The organism is Variovorax boronicumulans (assembly GCF_040544675.1).
GTDB lineage: Bacteria > Pseudomonadota > Gammaproteobacteria > Burkholderiales > Burkholderiaceae_C > Variovorax > Variovorax boronicumulans_D.
The window spans coordinates 313,270-329,044 of record NZ_JBEPKK010000002.1; the positions used below are offsets into that span (position 1 = coordinate 313,270).

General features: G+C 67.8%; 17 protein-coding genes and 1 riboswitch. Of the genes, 4 read left to right on the forward strand and 13 right to left on the reverse strand.

Annotated features, from left to right (window positions below; translation table 11 throughout):
- Positions 1-11: 11 nt before the first annotated feature.
- A complete protein-coding gene (locus tag ABIC90_RS04800) occupies positions 12-866 on the reverse strand; it encodes an alpha/beta hydrolase (protein WP_354352905.1) in 855 nt (284 codons plus the stop codon).
- Positions 867-965: 99 nt separating this feature from the next.
- Entirely contained in the window at positions 966-2,477 is a 1,512-nt protein-coding gene (locus ABIC90_RS04805) for a M20 family metallopeptidase (RefSeq protein WP_354352906.1), read from the reverse strand.
- A 90-nt stretch (positions 2,478-2,567) separates the two neighbouring features.
- Between ABIC90_RS04805 and ABIC90_RS04810 the strand changes: the two genes are divergently transcribed.
- Positions 2,568-3,371, forward strand: a complete 804-nt coding sequence (locus tag ABIC90_RS04810; protein ID WP_354352907.1) for a DUF72 domain-containing protein — start codon at positions 2,568-2,570, stop codon at positions 3,369-3,371.
- Here the strand turns inward: ABIC90_RS04810 and ABIC90_RS04815 are convergent.
- Positions 3,368-3,892 carry a bactofilin family protein gene (locus ABIC90_RS04815; protein ID WP_354352908.1) on the reverse strand — a complete coding sequence of 175 codons (525 nt, stop codon included), beginning with the start codon at positions 3,890-3,892 and terminating at the stop codon, positions 3,368-3,370. The genes ABIC90_RS04810 and ABIC90_RS04815 overlap by 4 nt on opposite strands.
- Before the next feature lie 135 nt (positions 3,893-4,027).
- Between ABIC90_RS04815 and ABIC90_RS04820 the strand changes: the two genes are divergently transcribed.
- Entirely contained in the window at positions 4,028-4,945 is a 918-nt protein-coding gene (locus ABIC90_RS04820) for an ion transporter (RefSeq protein ID WP_354352909.1), read from the forward strand.
- Here the strand turns inward: ABIC90_RS04820 and ABIC90_RS04825 are convergent.
- The 4 genes from ABIC90_RS04825 to ABIC90_RS04840 all read right to left on the reverse strand — a co-directional run bounded on the left by ABIC90_RS04825 (position 4,890) and on the right by ABIC90_RS04840 (position 7,931).
- Positions 4,890-5,477: an IMPACT family protein gene (locus tag ABIC90_RS04825; protein ID WP_354352910.1), complete on the reverse strand. Its 588-nt coding sequence runs from the start codon at positions 5,475-5,477 to the stop codon at positions 4,890-4,892. The two genes, ABIC90_RS04820 and ABIC90_RS04825, sit on opposite strands and share 56 nt — an antisense overlap.
- Before the next feature lie 22 nt (positions 5,478-5,499).
- Complete coding sequence (metW, locus tag ABIC90_RS04830; RefSeq protein ID WP_354352911.1) at positions 5,500-6,087, reverse strand: methionine biosynthesis protein MetW; 588 nt, start codon at positions 6,085-6,087, stop codon at positions 5,500-5,502.
- Entirely contained in the window at positions 6,084-7,241 is a 1,158-nt protein-coding gene (metX, locus tag ABIC90_RS04835) for a homoserine O-succinyltransferase MetX (protein ID WP_354352912.1), read from the reverse strand. The genes metW and metX overlap by 4 nt, the downstream gene beginning before the upstream one ends.
- Positions 7,242-7,367: 126 nt before the next feature.
- Complete coding sequence (locus ABIC90_RS04840) at positions 7,368-7,931, reverse strand: TMEM165/GDT1 family protein (protein ID WP_354352913.1); 564 nt, start codon at positions 7,929-7,931, stop codon at positions 7,368-7,370.
- Positions 7,932-7,940: 9 nt separating this feature from the next.
- Positions 7,941-8,127: riboswitch (yybP-ykoY riboswitch) on the reverse strand.
- A 261-nt stretch (positions 8,128-8,388) separates the two neighbouring features.
- Between ABIC90_RS04840 and ABIC90_RS04845 the strand changes: the two genes are divergently transcribed.
- A complete protein-coding gene (locus tag ABIC90_RS04845) occupies positions 8,389-9,006 on the forward strand; it encodes an RNA recognition motif domain-containing protein (RefSeq protein ID WP_354352914.1) in 618 nt (205 codons plus the stop codon).
- 75 nt (positions 9,007-9,081) lie between these two features.
- Here ABIC90_RS04845 and ABIC90_RS04850 read toward each other — a convergent pair whose 3' ends face one another.
- From ABIC90_RS04850 to ABIC90_RS04865, 4 genes are read right to left on the reverse strand one after another with little or no spacing between them, the layout of a single operon-like run.
- Complete coding sequence (locus ABIC90_RS04850; RefSeq protein ID WP_354352915.1) at positions 9,082-9,870, reverse strand: SDR family oxidoreductase; 789 nt, start codon at positions 9,868-9,870, stop codon at positions 9,082-9,084.
- A 23-nt stretch (positions 9,871-9,893) separates the two neighbouring features.
- Positions 9,894-10,547 (reverse strand): LPS export ABC transporter periplasmic protein LptC, encoded by a 654-nt coding sequence (gene lptC / locus ABIC90_RS04855; RefSeq protein ID WP_354352916.1) that lies wholly within the window; start codon positions 10,545-10,547, stop codon positions 9,894-9,896.
- Complete coding sequence (locus ABIC90_RS04860) at positions 10,544-11,092, reverse strand: KdsC family phosphatase (RefSeq protein ID WP_354352917.1); 549 nt, start codon at positions 11,090-11,092, stop codon at positions 10,544-10,546. Before ABIC90_RS04860 ends, lptC begins: the two co-directional genes overlap by 4 nt.
- Positions 11,092-12,093, reverse strand: coding sequence for a KpsF/GutQ family sugar-phosphate isomerase (locus tag ABIC90_RS04865; RefSeq protein ID WP_354352918.1), 1,002 nt, complete (start codon positions 12,091-12,093; stop codon positions 11,092-11,094). Before ABIC90_RS04865 ends, ABIC90_RS04860 begins: the two co-directional genes overlap by 1 nt.
- 156 nt (positions 12,094-12,249) lie before the next feature.
- On the opposite strand from ABIC90_RS04865, the gene ABIC90_RS04870 reads away from it, so the two are divergent.
- Positions 12,250-14,241 (forward strand): monovalent cation:proton antiporter-2 (CPA2) family protein, encoded by a 1,992-nt coding sequence (locus ABIC90_RS04870; RefSeq protein ID WP_354352919.1) that lies wholly within the window; start codon positions 12,250-12,252, stop codon positions 14,239-14,241.
- A 31-nt stretch (positions 14,242-14,272) separates the two neighbouring features.
- On the opposite strand, the gene ABIC90_RS04875 is transcribed toward ABIC90_RS04870, so the two are convergent.
- Positions 14,273-15,208, reverse strand: a complete 936-nt coding sequence (locus ABIC90_RS04875; RefSeq protein ID WP_354352920.1) for a zinc-ribbon domain-containing protein — start codon at positions 15,206-15,208, stop codon at positions 14,273-14,275.
- Positions 15,209-15,300: 92 nt separating this feature from the next.
- Positions 15,301-15,762: a Crp/Fnr family transcriptional regulator gene (locus tag ABIC90_RS04880; protein ID WP_354352921.1), complete on the reverse strand. Its 462-nt coding sequence runs from the start codon at positions 15,760-15,762 to the stop codon at positions 15,301-15,303.
- Positions 15,763-15,775: the final 13 nt, after the last annotated feature.

Genomic DNA, 15,775 nt, shown 5'->3' on the forward strand with positions numbered 1-15,775 from the left:
CCGTTCTTCGATCAGTTCTTCGGAAATCGCTTGTCGAGCCACTGCCCGAGCGTGGCAAACACCGGCTCGGCATCGAGCTCGTTGAAGATCTCGTGGTACAGCGATTCGAAGCAATGCGCCTCGACCATGCCGCCCGGTGCAGACGCCGCCGCAAACGCGCGGCTCGCAGCCGGCCGCACGAGACGGTCGTCGCCCGCGTAGATCAGCAACGTGGGAACCGGCCAGCGCGCCGCCGCCTGTTGAACCGAAGCCCCTTCGAACGCCAGGAAGCGCGCTAGCCGGCTGCCGATGCGGTCGTGGGTGAGCGGGTCGTCGCGGTAGGCCTGCACGACCGCGGGGTCGTGCGAAAGGTAGTTGTCGTCCAGCCCGTTGCCCACGCGCAGGTTCGGCGCAACGCGCGGCAGCACTGCGAGCAGCAGCTTCTGAAAGCCGCTCAGGCCCGGATCGAGCCCCGGCGACGAGAGCACCAGCCCGTCGACCGGCCGCACACCGCGCGCCACGAGGCTCGCCGCGACCAGCCCGCCCAGGCTGTGGCCCAGCAGCACCAGCGGCAGGCCGGGGTTCTCGCGGCGCGCATCGTCGATCACCAGCGCCAGGTCGTCGACCAGCCGCAGCTCGCTCGGCAGGCCGCCGCGCGCACCGGTCGACTGGCCGTGGCCGTGGTGGTCGTGCGCCCACACCGCGAAGCCCCATGCATGCAGGCGCTCGGCCAGCGCGTGATAGCGCCCGGCATGCTCGCCCAGCCCGTGCACCACGACCACCACGGCGCGGGCCGTGTCGGCGGCGGGCAGGCGGCGCAGGACCAGTGTCTGGCCGTCCGGCGTGGCGAGCGGCACGCGCTGCGGTAACGGCAGCGCGTCAGTCATTGCTGCACCCTTGGCGCGGCGCTCATTGGTGCACCCTTGGCGCTGCGCGCCTTCCCGCCAGGCGGGAGCGAGCTTGCTTGGGGCGGCCCGGCGCGGCGCTCAAGCCGCCACAGGCTCCGCAGCAGCCGCGCGGTGCGCGACCGGCAGGGCGGCGATCACCTCGGCCACGGCAGCGGTGAGCTTCTTGGCGTAGGGCACATGCAGGAACTCGTTGGGGCCGTGCGCGTTGCTCTTGGGGCCGAGCACGCCGCAGACCATCATCTGGGCCTTGGGGAAGCCGGCGCTGAGCATGTTCATGAGCGGGATCGTGCCGCCCTGGCCGATGTAGCCGCAGGACGCGCCGAAGTGCGCCTGAGAGGCCTTGTTGAGCGCGTCCTCGAACCACGGCGTGATCGTGGGCGCGTTCCAGCCGGTGGCGCCGCCGCCGCTTTCGAAGGTGACACGCGCCTGGTAGGGCGCGTTGTCCTCCAGCAGCGCCTTGAGCTTCTGCACCGACTCCGCCGCATCGACCAGCGGCGGCAGGCGCAGCGAAAGCTTGAAGGCCGTGTAGGGACGCAGCACGTTGCCCGCGTCCTTCAACGCCGGAAAGCCTTCGGCGCCGGTGACCGACAGCGTGGGCTTCCAGGTGCGGTTGAGCAGCGCCTCCACCGGGTCGGTGGTGGTGGGCAGCGCGAACATGGTCGAGCCGCCGCAGTCGTAGTGCGCCCACGGAAAGCGCTTGTAGACCTCATCGCCGAGGATGGCCGCCGTGGCCTTGGCCTGCGCGAGCCGGTCGGCCGGCACTTCGCAATGGAAGCTCGCGGGCAGCAGGCGGCCGGTGGCGCTGTCTTCGAGGCGGTCGAGCACCTGCCGCATGATGCGGAAGCTCGAGGGCACGAGGCCGGAGGCGTCGCCCGAGTGGATGCCTTCGGTCAGCACCTCGACCTTGAGCGTGCCGCTGGCCATGCCGCGCAGCGAGGTGGTGAGCCACAGCTGGTCGTAATTGCCGGCGCCGGAATCCAGGCAGATCACCAGCTCGACATTGCCCAGGCGCGGACGCAGCGCGTCCACATACGGCAGCAGGTCGTAGGAGCCGCTTTCCTCGCAGGTCTCGATGAGGCCCACGATGCGCGGATGCGCCACGCCCTGGGCCTTGAGCGCCTGCAGCGCGGCGACGCTCGCATACACCGCATAGCCGTCGTCGGCGCCGCCGCGGCCGTAAAGCAGGCCGTTCTCGTACTTGGGCGTCCAGGGGCCGAGGTCGTTGCGCCAGCCGGTGAATTCGGGTTGCTTGTCCAGGTGGCCGTACATCAGCACGGTCTCGCCCATGTCGGTGCCGGTGGCCGGCACTTCGAAGAAGAGCACCGGTGTGCGGCCTTCGAGGCGAACGATCTCCAGCTTCAGGCCTTCGACCTTCTGTGCCTCGACCCAGGCGGCGGCGTTGCGCAGCACGGTTTCCAGGTAGCCGTTGGCCGACCAGTCCTTGTCGAAGCCGGGCGACTTGGCGGGGATGCCGATGTAGTCGGTGAGTTGCTTGACGATGTCGCCGTCCCATTGGGCGGTGACATCGGAGAGGGCGCGCGCGGCGTCGAGCGTGCCGGCGGGCATTTCGCGGTGCAGGGGGGCATTCATGTGGGGGTTCTCCGCGGGGACGAAAAAACGCATTTTGCGCCTCGCGGCGACCGCGCGTAGAGTGCGGGCGATCTCAACCGGGAGCGCAATGTGAGCAAGGCAGCATCGACTCGGACGCAGGCGCACATCAAGGCAGGCATAGGCGGCTGGACCTACGAGCCCTGGCGCGACAACTTCTATCCCAAGGGGCTCGCGCAGGCGAAGGAGCTGAACTACGCGAGCCGCCATGTGAGCACCATCGAGATCAACGGCACCTACTACAGCACGTTCAAGCCCGAGAACTTCAGGAAGTGGCATGACGAGACGCCGGACGACTTCATCTTCTCGCTCAAGGCCTCGCGCTTCACCACCAACCGCAAGGTGCTGGCGACCGCGGAAGATTCGATCAAGCGCTTCGTCGAGAGCGGCCTCACCGAACTGGGCAACAAGCTCGGGCCGATCGTGTGGCAGTTCATGCCGACCAAACAGTTCGATGCGGAAGACTTTGAGGCCTTCCTGGCGTTGCTGCCGAAGAAGGAAGGCAGCCGCGTCCTGCGCCACGTGATGGACGTGCGGCACGAGAGCTTCATCACGCCCGACTACAAGGCGCTCGCAAAGAAGTACAGGGTGTCGACGGTGTTCACCGACGCGGACAAGTTTCCGTCGTTCGAGGAGCCCGAAGGCGACTTCGCCTATGCACGGCTCATGATGGCCGACGCGAAGCTCAAGACGGGGTATGGACCGAAGGCGCTCGATACCTGGGCCGAGCGCGCGCGCGGCTGGGCCGAATCGCCCGGGAAGAAGGGGACACGCGACGTGTTCGTCTACTTCATCAACGGCGCCAAGGAAAAGGCACCGGCCGCGGCCGGTGCCTTGCTGGAGCGCCTGGGGTGGAAGCCCCCGGTGGAGGCTTAGGCTGCCGCTTGCAGCGACGGCTTGGCGCCGAAGCTGATTTCGCCGGACAGCTGGCCGCCTTCTTCGATCACGATCTTGCCGTAGCGGATCTTGCCGGTGACCTTGCCGGTCGAGTGGATCACGAGCTTCTCGCGCACCGTGAGGTTGCCGTCGAAGACGCCGCGGATTTCCGCGATGTCTATTTCGGCCGAGCCCTTGAACTCGCCCTGCTCGGCGATCTGCATCAGGCGCGAGTCCATGGTCGCTTCGACCAGGCCCTCGACCACCAGCGTGTCGCAATCGGTGATCTCCACGCCCTTCAGTTTGATGTTCGGGCCGACGGTGAGTTTGCTGCCGCCTTCCTTCGCGGCGGGTGCCGTGCCCGCTGCGGCACCCAGGCCGCCTTGCTGCGCGGTCAACGAAGCAGGATTGACGGGTGTGCCCGACAGATTGGTGCCCGAGGCGACCAGCGGCGCGGGGCGGGATGTCAACGAGTCGGTGTCACGATCGCGCTTGCCGAAGAAGGGGGACTGTGTAGCCAATGGGGAGCTCCTCATGAAAGGGGACTATCGTAAGAACGCACTTACGGCATGCCGCACTTCATTGCGCAAGAGGCGTAACCGAATAAGACCGCACACCTGGACAATGGAACGTCAGTAGACCTCAAACTACGGAAGATGACGACCCCTTTGCACAGCACCCCGACAACGCCCACCGATTACCTGGTCGATGACTCGCGCTTCGGCAAGCCCGAACACGGCTGGCGGCGCACGCTGTTCTCGGTGATCTTCGAATCCGAATCGCGGCTGGGACGGTTGTTCGACCTGATCCTCATCGCGGCGATCATGACCAGCGTGGCGGTGGTGATCCTGGACAGCGTGCAGGCGATCCACCAGCAATGGGGGCATGTGTTCAGCGTGCTCGAATGGGTCTTCACCGGGCTCTTCACGCTGGAGTACATCGGGCGCCTGGCCTGCGTGAAGCGGCCGCTGCGCTATGCCCTCAGTTTCTACGGTGTGATCGACCTGCTTGCGCTGCTGCCGACCTTCATGGTGGCGCTGGCACCCGAGTTCGCCTACCTGATCGACGTGCGCATCCTGCGCCTCTTGCGCGTGTTCCGCATCTTCAAGCTGTCGCGCTACTCGGAGGAATACCGCTCGCTCGTCTCGGCGGTGGCGGCGAGCCGTCGCAAGATCACGGTGTTCGTGGGCTTCGTGATGCTGGTGGTGCTGGTGATGGGCACGCTGATGTATGTGGTCGAGGGGCCGGTGCACGGCTTCACGAGCATTCCGGTCGCGATCTACTGGGCCATCTCGACCATGGCCACGGTGGGCTTCGGCGACCTCGTGCCCAAGACCGACCTGGGCCGCGCGATCGCCTCGGTGATGATGCTGCTGGGCTGGGGCGTGCTGGCCGTGCCCACGGGCATCGTGACCGCCGAGATGGCGCGGCGCGGACCCGACGACGAGCTGTTGCCGGTGGCCGGGCGCGGCATCCTCGCGATGGCGCCGCCGCAGCCTGCAGTGCCGCCGCGTCGGCTTACGCCGGCTGCCAGACGACGCGCCCTTGCGCAGCATCGTCGAGGCGGGCGATGAAGGCTTTCGCGTCGGGCTCGGGCAGCGTGAAGGCAAAGAGCACGTCGTCGCCGTGCTGCACCGCATCGAGCACCGCGCCCGCCGCGGCCAGCTCGCGCCGCACCAGCCCTTCGAGCGCATAGGGCACGGCGCATTGCAGGGTGCGCTGCCGCACCAGCGGCACGAGCGTGGCGCCGAGCAAGGCCTGCGCGATGGCGTCGGTGTAGGCGCGCACCAGGCCGCCGGCGCCCAGCTTCACGCCACCGAAGTAGCGCACCACCGTCGCGAGCGATCCTTCGATCTCCTGATGGCGAAGCACTTCCAGCATGGGCCGGCCGGCCGTGCCGCCCGGTTCGCCGTCGTCGTTGGCAGCCGACTGTCCGCCGGCCATCAGCGCCCAGCACACATGTGCGGCTGCGGGGTGTTCGGCGCGCAGCGACGCGACGACGGCCAATGCGGCCGCGCGATCGGCCACCGGCTGCACGCAGCCGATGAAGCGGCTCTTCTTGATGACCAGCTCGCTGTGAACCGGCTGCGCGAGCGTGAAGCTCATGGCGTGCAGTCCCGCTGCGCGCTCAGCCGCCCCGCTCGAACTTGAAAACCGCCGTGCTGGCGCGCGCATTCGGCAGCCAGCGCACGTCGCGCCCGTCCTGCAGCCCGAACGAATCGAGCACGCGCAGGTTGTTCTTGCCGGCCAGCACCTCGAAGTCCTTGAAGGTGCCCACGCGGATGTTGGGCGTGTCGTACCACTGGTAGGGCAGGCGGCGGGTCACCGGCATGCGGCCGCGCGCGATGCTCAGGCGGTTGGGCCAGTGCGCGAAGTTGGGAAAGGCCACGATGCCCAGGCGGCCCACGCGCGCGGTTTCGCGCAGCATGATTTCGGCATTGCGCAGGTGCTGCAGCGTGTCGATCTGCAGCACCACATCGAAGGAGGCGTCGTCGAACATCGCGAGGCCTTCGTCCAGGTTCAGCTGGATCACGTCGACGCCGCGGCGGATGCACTGCAGCACGTTGCCGTCGGCGATCTCCACGCCGTAGCCGGTGCAGCCGCGCTCGCGCTGCAACAGGTCGAGCAGGGCGCCGTCGCCACAGCCGAGGTCGAGCACGCGGGCGCCTTCGGGCACGAGGGCGGCGATGAGTCGTTGGGTGTCGAGATCGCTCATTGCAGCTCCTTCGCCACGCGTTCGAAATAGGAGCGCACCACGCCGATGTAGCGCACGTCGTCCAGCAGGAAGGCGTCGTGGCCGTGCGGCGCGTCGATCTCGGCGTAGCTCACGTTGCGGCGGTTGTCGAGCAGCGCCTTCACCAGCTCGCGGCTGCGCGCGGGGGAGAAGCGCCAGTCGGTCTTGAAGCTCACGAGCAGGAACTTGGCGGTGGCCTGCGCGAGCGCGGTGCTGAGCTGGCCCCCGTGGCTGCGTGCGGGGTCGAAGTAGTCGAGCGCGCGCGTGATCAAGAGGTAGGTATTGGCATCGAAGTATTCGCTGAACTTGTCGCCCTGGTAGCGCAGGTAGCTTTCGATCTGGAACTCGACGTCCTGCGTGGAGTAGCGGTAGTCCAGGCCCCCGGCCTCGCCTTCGACGGCGCTGCGCAGGATGCGACCGAACTTCTCGTTCATGACGTCGTCGCTGAGATACGTGATGTGGCCGATCATTCGCGCGATGCGCAGGCCCCTTTTGGGGATCACTCCGTGTTCGTAGAAGTGGCCGCCGTGGAAGTCGGGGTCGGTGACGATGGCGCGGCGCGCCACTTCGTTGAAGGCGATGTTCTCGGCGGTGAGGTTGGGGGCGCTGGCCACCACCACGGCATGGCGCACGCGGTCGGGGTACTGCAGCGTCCATGACAGCGCCTGCATGCCGCCCAGGCTGCCGCCCATCACCGCCGCGAGCGTGCGGATGCCGAGCGCGTCGAGCAGCACTGCTTGCGCATCGACCCAGTCTTCGACGGTGACCACCGGAAAGTCGGCGCCGTAGACGCGGCCGGTGGCGGGGTTGACGTGCATCGGGCCGGTCGAGCCGAAACAGGAGCCCAGGTTGTTGACGCCGATCACGAAGAAGCGGTCGGTGTCCACGGGCTTGCCGGGGCCGACCATGTTGTCCCACCAGCCCTCGGAACGGGCCTGGCCTTCGTAGACCCCCGCGACGTGGTGCGAGGCATTGAGCGCATGGCAGACCAGCACCGCGTTGCTGCGGTCGGCATTGAGCGTGCCGTAGGTTTCGTAGGCGAGCGTGTAGTCGCTGATCGACGCGCCGCTGCGCAGGGCCAGCGGGCCTGCGAACTGCATCGACTGCGGAGTGACGACCAAGGAAGGTGACGGCATGAATGAAAAAACCCGGCCTCGCCAAAAACGAGCCGGGTTCGGCAGCCGTCTTTAGCAGAATTTATAAAGCGCCCGCAAGCTGAAGCAAATCGGCGCCGGGGGGCAGTATATCGCCCCGTCGGACGGCTACCAGCCGATGATCATCACGATGCCCAGCACCAGGAAGATCGCCGCCGAGATGCCGTGCACGAGCTTGATCGGCACGCGGCGCACGATCTTGTCGCCCAGCCACACCACCGGCGCATTGGCCAGCATCATGCCCAACGTGGTGCCGGCGACGACCCAGGCGTAGTCCTGGATGAAGCGGGCGGCGAGCATGACGGTGGCGATCTGGGTCTTGTCGCCCATCTCCGCCAGGAAGAACGCGATCACGGTGGTGCCGAAGACGCCGAAGTGCGTGGCGCCGGGGGCGTCCTCATCGTCGAGCTTGTCGGGAATGAGCATCCAGGCCGCCATGGCGATGAAGGAGCCGCCCAGGATCCAGCGCAGCATTTCGGGGCCCAGCCAGCGCGTGATGTAGTTGCCGACGGCGCCCGCCAGCGCGTGGTTGACGATGGTGGCGGCGAAGATGCCCAGGACGATCGGCCAGGGTTTCCTGAAGCGGGCAGCGAGAAGAAGCGCCAGGAGCTGGGTCTTGTCGCCCATTTCTGCGAGCGCAACGACGCCCGTGGATACGAGAAAAGCTTCCATGATGAACGTGGGGTTCCTTGGGCCGAAGGACGCAATTGACCGTGCAACACCTTCGGCCATATTCCCGAAGTTGCACGGTCAAAGGTCTCGCCAGGTGTGTTCACTGCACGCGCCATGTCCCGTGTGGGGCAGGACAAGTCTGTTGACGCGGGCCCTTCTCGAAGACGGAAGGCGGCTACTCCCCAATGACCGGCGGATTGTACTTGTAGCGACAAGTGATTCACGTCGAGCGGTAAGCGTGCGCTAGCTTCTCGAAATTCTTGACATGTGCTACCTCAAGACGCAATTTCTCGCTTGCTTTTCAGCTATTTCACCCATAATGCACGAGCCTCCCTCTTGATTTTTGGCTGGTAGGCAGCTCGGTGATCGGTCAGTTTCGCGCGACTCGACGGCTCTCGTTTGAGTGATGCTTTCGGGACTCCATCGCTTTTCTTGATGTGTTTATAGGAGTCCCTCGATGGGCAACAAACTGTACGTCGGCAACCTGCCTTACTCGGTGCGCGACGGTGATCTCGAACAGGCATTCGGCCAATTCGGCGCCGTCACCAGCGCCAAGGTCATGATGGAACGCGACACGGGCCGCTCGAAGGGCTTCGGCTTTGTCGAGATGGGCAGCGACGCGGAAGCGCAGGCAGCCATTGCCGGCATGAACGGCCAGCCCCTGGGCGGCCGCAGCGTCGTCGTCAACGAAGCACGTCCCATGGAAGCTCGCCCCCCGCGCAGCGGCGGCGGTGGTGGTTATGGCGGCGGTGGCGGCGGCTACGGCGGCGGCGGTGGTGGTTATGGCGGCGGTGGTGGCGGGGGCTACGGCGGCGGTGGTGGTGGCGATCGCAGCGGCGGTGGCGGCTACGGAGGCGGTGGCGGTGATCGCAGCGGTGGCGGCGGTGGCCGTTCCGGCGGTGGTGGCGGCTACGGCGGCTACGGCGGCGGCGGTGGTCGCAGCGGTGGCGGCGGCGGTGGTGGCGACGGCGGTTTCCGCAGCCCCTATGGCGCTGGCCCTCGTGGCGGCGGCGGTGGTGGTCGCTCCGGCGGCGGTGGCGGCGGCTACGGTGGTGGCGGCAACAGCGGCTACTGAGCCCTCAAAGCGCCGGCGCAAAGACAAAAGGCTCCTCGGGAGCCTTTTTTCATTGAGGGAGCGGTTCTGGAGAACTCAGCTTTCGCCACTGCGCTTCTTGCGCTTGCGCCCTTGAACCGCGCGGTCGAGCAGCGCATTGGGCAGCATGCGCATGATCTTGGCGATCACGCCCATCTGCCAGGGAATCACGCGGTAGCTGGTACCGGCCTCGATGGCGCGCAGCGCCTGGTCCGCGAAGTCCTCGGCCTTCATCAGAAAGGGCATGCCGTAGCGGTTGCCCTGCGTGAGCGGCGTGTCGATGTAGCCCGGACACAGCGTGACCACCTTCACGCCGCTGTTGTGCAGTTCGCCGCGCACGCTCTCGCAGTAGGCGACCACGCCGGCCTTGCTCGCGCAATAGGCGCCGTGCCCCGGCAGGCCGCGAATGGCCGCGACGCTCGCAATGCCCACCAGGCGGCCGCTGCCGCGCTTTCGCATCGCCCCGATGAAGGGATGAAAGGTCGCCATCAGGCCGACGTTGTTGGTCGCGAAGGTACGGGCCATCACGTCGATGTCTTCGCGCTCCGCCGTGTCGATGCCGACGCTGATGCCGGCGTTGGCGATCACCACGTCGGGCAGGCCCTGCCGCTCGATGCAGGCGGTGCCGGCGGCGACGATGCTGTCCGTCTGCGCCACGTCGGCGCTGTAGATCTGGTAGCGGCTCGCGTCCAGTTGGCGGCCCACCGCCCACGATTCGATTTCCGCCGTGCGCCGTGCGACCAGCGCCAGCCTGTAGCCCGCGTCGTAGAAGCTCGCCGCCAGCGCCTGTCCGATGCCGCTGGATGCGCCGGTGATGAAAACCAGCGGGGACGACGCGTTGATCATGCGTGGATGTTCTTTTTTCTTCTTCAGCGCGGCTTGCCGCCCGGCGTGGCTCCCGACGGCACCAGGACGCCCTTGACCCGGCCGTTCAGGTTGGCAACGCCGCTCAGGTTGTCGTAGTCGAGGTTGTCGGCCGTGAACTGGTCGGTGCCGCGGATCAGCGTGACCGGCTTGTTGGAGGTCACGCGCTCGGTGTCCAGAAAGGCGTGCAGGAAGTCGCCGCGGAACTCCAGGCGCGGCGTCGGCTTTCCGTTGGCGCCCACCGAAGGATCGCGAATGACGACCGCGTTGCCGAACAGCTGGATTTCGCTGCCGTCCGAATTCGAGAGTCCGCGGTCGGCCGTGGAGCGGGTCGTGTAGCCCTGCGGCGAGACGGACCGCATGTTCACCTGGTCCACCTCGATGGTGTCGGTGTCCGGATAGTGCCGGCCTTCCTTGCCGTGCAGCTCGCTGCGCAGGTCGCCGTTGGGCAGGAAATTCTTGATGACGAAATCCCGCATGAAGTAGTCGGGCTCGTGCGTGGGCGCGGTCTTGGCAGTGGGCTCCAGCAGCTTGGGCGCATTGCGCACCAGCCAGTAGGTGCCCAGCGCCACGGCCGCCGTCAGGATGATCGGCAGGTAGATGGTTGCGCGGTCCAGCACGTTGCGCACCAGGCCCCAAGCGCTTTTCAGGTCGTTCATTGCCTTGGGCCTCGTGCGGCGTCGAGCAGGCGCCGGTACTGGCCGCAGGCGGTGAGCAGAAGGTCGCAGAACTCGCGCGCCGCGCCTTCGCCGCCGCGGGCCTGGGTGACGTAGCGCGCGATGTCGCGCACTTCGACGTGCGCATTGGCCGGCGCCGCCGCAAAGCCGACACGCGCGAGCACCGGCAGGTCGGGCCAGTCGTCGCCGATGGCCGCGGCCTGCGCCCATGTGAAGCCCAGCTGCTCGAGCATGGCTTCGGCCGCGGGCAACTTGTCTTCGGTGCCATAGCGCACGTGCTCGATGCCCAGCGCTTCGAGCCGCACGCGCAGCGGCTTGGAGTCGCGTCCGGTGATCACGGCCGGCACGATGCCGGCCAGTCGCAGCAGCTTCAGGCCGTAGCCGTCCAGGATGCTGAAGCGCTTGAGGGTTTCGCCGTGCTCGGTGAAGTAGACGCCGCCGTCGGTCAGCACGCCGTCGATGTCGAAGAAGACGATGCGCACATCCTGCGCGGCGAGCAATGTTTCGGCCTGGAACGCGAGTGGCATCAGATGACCTTCGCGCGCATCAGGTCGTTGATGCTCAAAGCGCCGATCAGGAGGCCCGCCGCATCGACGACCAGCACGCTGGTGATGCGGTGGTCTTCCATCAGCTCGGCCGCCTCGACGGCCAGCGCATCGGCGCGCAGCGTGCGGGGGCCGGGGTGCATGACCTCGGCGGCGGTCAGGGCGCGCAGGTCGGCGCCGGTCTCGACCTTCCGGCGCAGGTCGCCGTCGGTGAAGATGCCGATCGCGCGGCCCTCGGCATCGACCACGGCGGTGGCGCCCAGGCCCTTGGAACTCATCTCGCGCATCAGCTCGCTCAGCGTGGCGCCGGGGCCGACGCGCGGCACTTCGTCGCCCGAGCGCATCACGTCGCTCACGTGCGTCAAGAGCTTGCGGCCCAGCGCGCCGCCGGGGTGCGAGCGCGCGAAGTCTTCGGAACCGAAACCGCGCGCATCGAGCAGCGCCACGGCCAGCGCGTCGCCCATCGCCATCTGGGCGGTGGTGCTGGCGGTGGGCGCGAGGTTGAGGGGGCAGGCTTCCTTGGCGACGCCGGCGTCCAGCACGATGTCGGCATGGCGCCCGAGCGTGGAGTCGGCGCGCCCGGTGATGGCGATGAGCGGTACGCCCTGCCGCTTGACCACCGGAAGGATCACGGTGAGTTCCTGGACTTCGCCGCTGTTGGAGATGGCCAGCACCAGGTCGACCGGCTTGATCATGCCCAGGTCGCCGTGGCTGGCCTCGGCCGGGTGCACGAACATCGCGGGCGTGCCGGTGGAGGCGAGGGTGGCGGCGATCTTGCGGCCGACGTGGCCGCTCTTGCCCATGCCCATCACGACCACGCGGCCGCGCACTTCGAGGATCTTGCGCACGGCATCGACGAAGCCGGGACCGACGCGGTCCTTGAGGCCGAGGACGGCTTCGGCTTCGATGTCGAAGGTGGCGCGTGCCCGAGCGAGGATGGCTTCGGGGTCGACCACGGGGGCCGGGGCGGGGCGGGAACTCATCGGCCGATTTTACGGGGCAGAGTGTTGCCCCCACGCTGGGCACTGCGTGTACTCGCTGCACCCGGGCGGCCGCTCGCGGCTTGGGGAGGCCCGGCGGCGCTTGGATCGTTTCCTTCAGGCCGCGCGCGCACAACTCTTGCTCTAGCATCCGCACCCATGTCTTCGTTCGATCTCACGCTGTTGTATTTGCTGGCCGCGGTGATCGGCGTGGTGGTCTGCCGGTCGCTCAAGCTGCCGCCGATGCTGGGCTATCTCTCGGCCGGCGTGCTGATCGGCCCGCATGCGTTGGCACTGACGGGAAGCACCGAGACCGAGGGCATCCGCCACCTGGGCGAGTTCGGCGTGGTGTTCCTGATGTTCGTCATCGGGCTCGAATTCAGCCTCCCCAAGCTGCGGGCGATGCGCAAGCACGTGTTCGGCCTGGGCCTCTTGCAGGTGCTGCTGACGATGGCCATCGCCACCGCCGGCGCCCTGATCATCGCCACGCAGCTGCCGCCGGCCTGGCGCCTGGGCTGGCAGACGGCGCTGGCGCTGGCGGGCGCACTCACCATGAGCAGCACCGCCATCGTGGTCAAGCTGATGTCCGAGCGCCTCGAAATGGAGAGCGAACACGGCAAGCGCGTGATGGGCGTGTTGCTGTTCCAGGATCTGGCCGTGGTGCCGCTGCTTGTTCTGATCCCGGCGCTCGGCGCGCCGCCCGAGGCCCTTGCCAAGGCGCTCGGCCTCGCGCTGGTGAAGGCGACCGTGCTGATCGGCCTGCTGCTCTTCGGCGGGCCGCGCGTGATGCGCTGGTGGCTCACCATCGTCGCGCGGCGGCGCAGCGAAGAGCTCTTCATCCTGAACGTGCTGCTGATCACGCTGGGGCTCGCATGGCTGACCGAGCTGGCCGGCCTGAGCCTCGCGCTGGGCGCTTTCATCGCCGGCATGCTGGTGTCGGAGACCGAATACAAGCACCAGGTCGAGACCGACATCCGCCCGTTCCACGACGTGCTGCTGGGGTTGTTCTTCATCACGGTGGGCATGTCGCTGGACTGGCACATCGTGGTCGATCGCTGGCTGCTGGTGGCCGTGCTGCTGCTGGTGCCGCTGCTCTTCAAGCTGGCGCTGGTGACAGTGCTCGCGCGGATGCTGGGCGCAACCTCGGGCGTGTCGCTGCGCACCGGCCTTTATCTGGCGCAGGCCGGCGAGTTCGGCTTCGTGCTGCTGACGCTCGCGCAAGACCGCAGCCTGCTGCCGCCCTGGCTCGCGAACCCGGTGCTGGCCTCGATGGTGCTGTCGATGCTCGCCACGCCGTTCATCATCATGTACACCAACGCCATCGTGCGAAAGCTGGTGGCCAGCGACTGGATGCAGCAGTCGCTGCAAATGACCAGCATCGCGCGCAAGACCATCAACACCGCCAAGCACGTGATCATCTGCGGCTACGGGCGATGCGGCCAGAACCTGGCGCGCATCCTGGAGCGCGAAGGCATTCCGTACATGGCGCTCGACCTCGACCCCGACCGCGTGCGCCAGGCCGCCGCCGCCGGCGACTCGGTGGTGTTCGGCGACGCGGCCCGGCTGCAGGCGCTGATGGCCGCGGGCCTGGCGCGCGCCAGCGCGGTGGTCGTGACCTACCTGGACGTGCCGGGCGCCATGAAGGTGCTGGCCAACACCCGCGCCCATGCCGCGCATGTGCCGGTGATCGTGCGCACCCAGGACGACCACGACCTGGAAAAGCTGCAGGCAGCCGGCGCAACCGAGGTGGTGCCCGAAGCCATCGAGGGCTCGCTGATGCTCGCCAGCCATGCACTGGCGCTGGTCGGCGTGCCGATGCGGCGGGTGATCCGCGTGGTGCAGGACCAGCGCGACGCGCGCTACAACCTGCTGCGCGGCTACTTCCACGGCGCCGACGACGACAACGCGGACGAGATCGACCACGAGCGGCTCAACAGCTTCACGCTCACCCCAGGCTCGCGGGCCATCGGCCAGACCCTGGAGCATCTGGCGCTGGAGATGCTGGGCGTGCGCGTCGCCACCATCCGCCGCCAGGACGGCCAGGCCCGCGTGCCCGCCAACGACACGGTGCTGACGGACGGCGACACGCTGGTGCTGTCCGGCAAGCCCACCGCGCTGGCGATCGCGATCGAGCGCCTTCAAAAGGGCTGAACGGCTCAGCCAGCCGCGCCGGCCCGGATTTCTAGTTCAGCAGCGTCGGATTGCGTTTTTCTTCGTCAATGCGCTGCTGACGCCGCACGGCCTCGCATTGCGCATGCGACCTGAACTCGGGCTTGAGGCACTGGGAGGCCATGCACTGCGCCTTGGCGATGAAATTGCGGTCGCCGCACAGGGCCTGCGGTTCGGCGGGAGCCGCCGGGGCCGGTGGCGGCGGAGCCACCGGGGCGGCCGGTGCCGGGGGCTCGACTGCGGCAGCCGCGGGCGCGGCGACCACCGGCTTGCGGGGCTTAGCGACCGGAGCAGCCTTGGGAGCAGCGACGGGCGCCACCGTTGCCGCTTCTTCCGCGGCAGGCTCGGCGCCAAGCGCTTGCGGTTCTTCAGGCGCGGCTGGCGCGGCGGGTGGCGCCTCGGGCACCAGCGGTGGGGCGGGAGGCGCAGGCGCGACGACGGGCGCCGCCGCTTCGGCCGGACCGGCGGCCTTGCGGGTTCCAAAGCCGTACCAGCCCGCCACGACCATCACCACCGCGACCGCCAGCAGAACGAGCCACAGCATGAGGCCGCGCTTGCGCAGCGGCGGATCGGCAGGCTCGACGGGGCGCGGAACCCTGGACTTCTTGCGCTCGGACCGCTCGCGGCGCGATGACGACGACGGCGGCGCGGGGGGCAGCGGCGGCTGGCCGGGCATCACGATCACCGTCTGCTGGTCCGCCGCGGCAGGCGCCTTGCCGAAGAAGCCGCGCGAGGGCGGCGGCGCTTCGCCGATGTCGAAAAGCGGTGCCGGAATCGTCGGCGCGCGCAACTGGGCGGGTGCGGTGGTGGCCCACTCGCGGCCGGCCTGGCCGGGGCCGGGGGGAGATGGAATTCGGGGAGACGCGCTGGACAGCGTGCTGCCGCAGTTCTTGCAGAAATTCGCGCCCTCGCGGTTTTCCACGCTGCAGACCGGACAGATCAAGGCCATGGCTTACTTACTGACTACTCTCGGATTCCAAAAACAAAAACTTGCTGCCGGCTTGGCCTGCATCCAGGGCCTGATCGCGTTGCCGCAAGGCCTCAGGTCACGGCGACGCGCTTGGAGCGGTGCGCCATGCGCTTGGCGATCACGGCGCCCAGCGCCATCGCGATCTCCAGCGCCATGTTGGGCTGACGGTTCGACATTTCCGCAAAGCGGATCGCGGTGAGGCGCCACACGCGCCCCGCGCCGGTGACCACCACGTTGGCAGCGTGCGGCTGCCGCGAGAAGAAGGCGCCTTCGCCCACCACCGAGCCGGGGGAAAGCACGGCAAGCCGCATCTGTTCCTTGCTGCTCACGCGATGCACGCTGATGGCGCCGCTCTCGATGAAGAACACCGAACGATCGGGCGTGTTCTGCTCGATCAGCACGTCCCCGACACCGGTTTCGATGGGCTGCAGGTAGCCCGCCAGCGTTTCCCATTGCTGGACGTTGAACGTCAACGCAAAAGCGTCGCTGCTCGTGTTTTCCGCGATGGCGCGGCTCAGGTTCAGGATGGACATTTTTTCTTCGGCC